Below are 2,049 nucleotides of genomic sequence, written 5' to 3' on the forward strand. Positions count from 1 at the left end.
CGGCGCGTTCTTCCAGACCCTGGTTGTGCTCCCGCGGATCGACATGTCGACGATCTCGAACCGCTGGCCGGGCGCGGTGAGGCGGGCGTGCGCCTCGGCGATCGACATCACTGGCCAGGGTTTCTCACTCACGCCTTCACTCCAAAAACGAATGTCATCACGGCCATAGCGAAGCGGAGAGCCGGGACCCAGGAGGATAGGCGGCGCCATCGCCCCTGGGCCCCGGATCGGCTCTTCGGCCGTCCCGGATGACAGCTATATAGATCGGACTTGAGGCCGTCGTCAGGCCGGGGCCTTGTCGCGCCGCTCCGCATAGGCCGCCTTCAGCTCGCCCAGCTCGGTCGCGTACTTCTCCTGGGCCGCCTCGCGCAGCTTGGGGATGTGGTAGGCGGGGAAGAGGTCGTTGTCGGGGCGGTAGTCCTTGAGGACCTGCTTGGCCAGCGTGACCTTGTGCACCTCGGTCGGACCGTCGGCGATGCCCATGACCAGCGATGAGGTCACCATGTGCATGAACGGCATTTCGTTGGAGACGCCCAGCGCGCCGTGCAGGTGGGCAGCCTTGGTGGCGATGTCGTTGTAGACCTTGGGCATCATCACCTTGATGGCGGCGATGTCCTTGCGGACCATCTGGTAGTCCTGGTGCTTGTCGATCAGCCAGGCGGTGCGAAGCACCATCAGGCGGAAGCTCTCCAGGGCGATCCAGCTGTCGGCGATGTCGGCCTGGACCATCTGGAGATCGGCGAGCTGGCCATCTCGGGTCTTGCGGCTGACCGCGCGCTTGCACATCAGGTCGAGCGCGTTCTTGCAGGCGCCGACCGTGCGCATGGCGTGGTGCACCCGTCCGCCGCCGAGCCGCACCTGGGCGATCACGAAGGCCGCGCCGCGCTCGCCCAGGAGGGCGTCGTAGGGCAGGCGCACGTTGTTGTAGCGGACATAGCCCTCGTTGCCGCCGCCGATCTCGCCGCCGCCGCCGACCGCCACATTGCGGATGATCTCCACCCCGGGCGCGTCGGTGGGCACCAGGAAGATCGAGGTCCGGCGGTAGGGGTCCTTGGCGTCCGGGTCGGTGACCGCATAGAGCACCAGGACCTTGGAATAGCGCGCGTTGGTGGAGAACCACTTCTCGCCGTTGATAATCCACTCGTCGCCTTCCAGCACCGCGCGGGTCCGGAAGGTCAGCGGGTCTGAGCCGCCGGTCGGCTCGCTCATCGAGAAGGCCGAGCGGATCTCGCCGTTGAGCAGCGGCCAGAGGTACCGTTCCTTCTGCTTCTCGGTGCCGTAGTGGGCGATGATCTCGGCGTTGCCGCTGTCGGGCGCCTGGCAGCCGAAGACGGTGGGCGCCAGGCCATTGCGGCCCAGCTTCTCGTTCATCAGGCCGAGCTTCAGCTGGCCGTAGCCCTGGCCGCCCAGGTCCGGGCCAAGGTGGCAGGCCCAGAGGCCCTGGTCCTTCACCTTCTGCTGCAGGGGCTTGATGAACTTCTCGCGGCCGAGCGAGCCATGCGCCACCACGCCCAGGTGCGAGAGGGGCTCGACCTCCTCGGCCATGAAGTCCTCGATCCAGTCGAGCTTCTTCTGGAACTCAGGGTCGGTCTCGAAATCCCAGGCCATATCGCGTCTCCCATGCGCTCTGTTTTTCGAACTTTGGGTACGTTTTGAGCGTCGTATCATTATCGAGCCACTGTCCGGCCTGCGCAACGCCGCTTGTGAATCGCCGAGCGCCGCCGCACCAATGGCCCATGCAGAAGCCATACGGATCGCTCGCCCTGCTGATCGCGCTGAGCCTGTTCGCGGGCCTGGCGCGCGCCGCGGCGCTGCCCGCACCGCCAACGCCCGAGATGCAGCGTCTGATCGGACAATACGGGACGCCCCAGTCGATCCTGACCATCTTCGAGGATCATGGTCGCCTGTTCGCGGACGGACCGGGTCTGCCTCACGCGCCCCTCGCCGGCCACGGCGCGCACTACGCTGCAGCGCTGCCGGGCGGCGAGCGCATTCCTGTCGACGTCGAGCTCCACGGGGATCGCGCCTCCGTGGTGAAACTGCTGCACG

Annotated in this window: 2 protein-coding genes; one reads left to right on the forward strand and one right to left on the reverse strand. The window is 66.7% G+C overall.

Annotated features, from left to right (window positions below; translation table 11 throughout):
• Nucleotides 1-282: 282 nt before the first annotated feature.
• Nucleotides 283-1,608, reverse strand: a complete 1,326-nt coding sequence (locus E8A12_RS09215; protein ID WP_293367888.1) for an acyl-CoA dehydrogenase family protein — start codon at nt 1,606-1,608, stop codon at nt 283-285.
• Between the two features lie 128 nt (nt 1,609-1,736).
• Between E8A12_RS09215 and E8A12_RS09220 the strand changes: the two genes are divergently transcribed.
• The coding region (locus E8A12_RS09220) for a hypothetical protein (RefSeq protein WP_293367890.1) at nt 1,737-2,049 on the forward strand (313 nt) is incomplete at its 3' end.

The organism is Phenylobacterium sp. (assembly GCF_004799395.1).
In the GTDB taxonomy this organism is placed as follows: domain Bacteria; phylum Pseudomonadota; class Alphaproteobacteria; order Caulobacterales; family Caulobacteraceae; genus Phenylobacterium.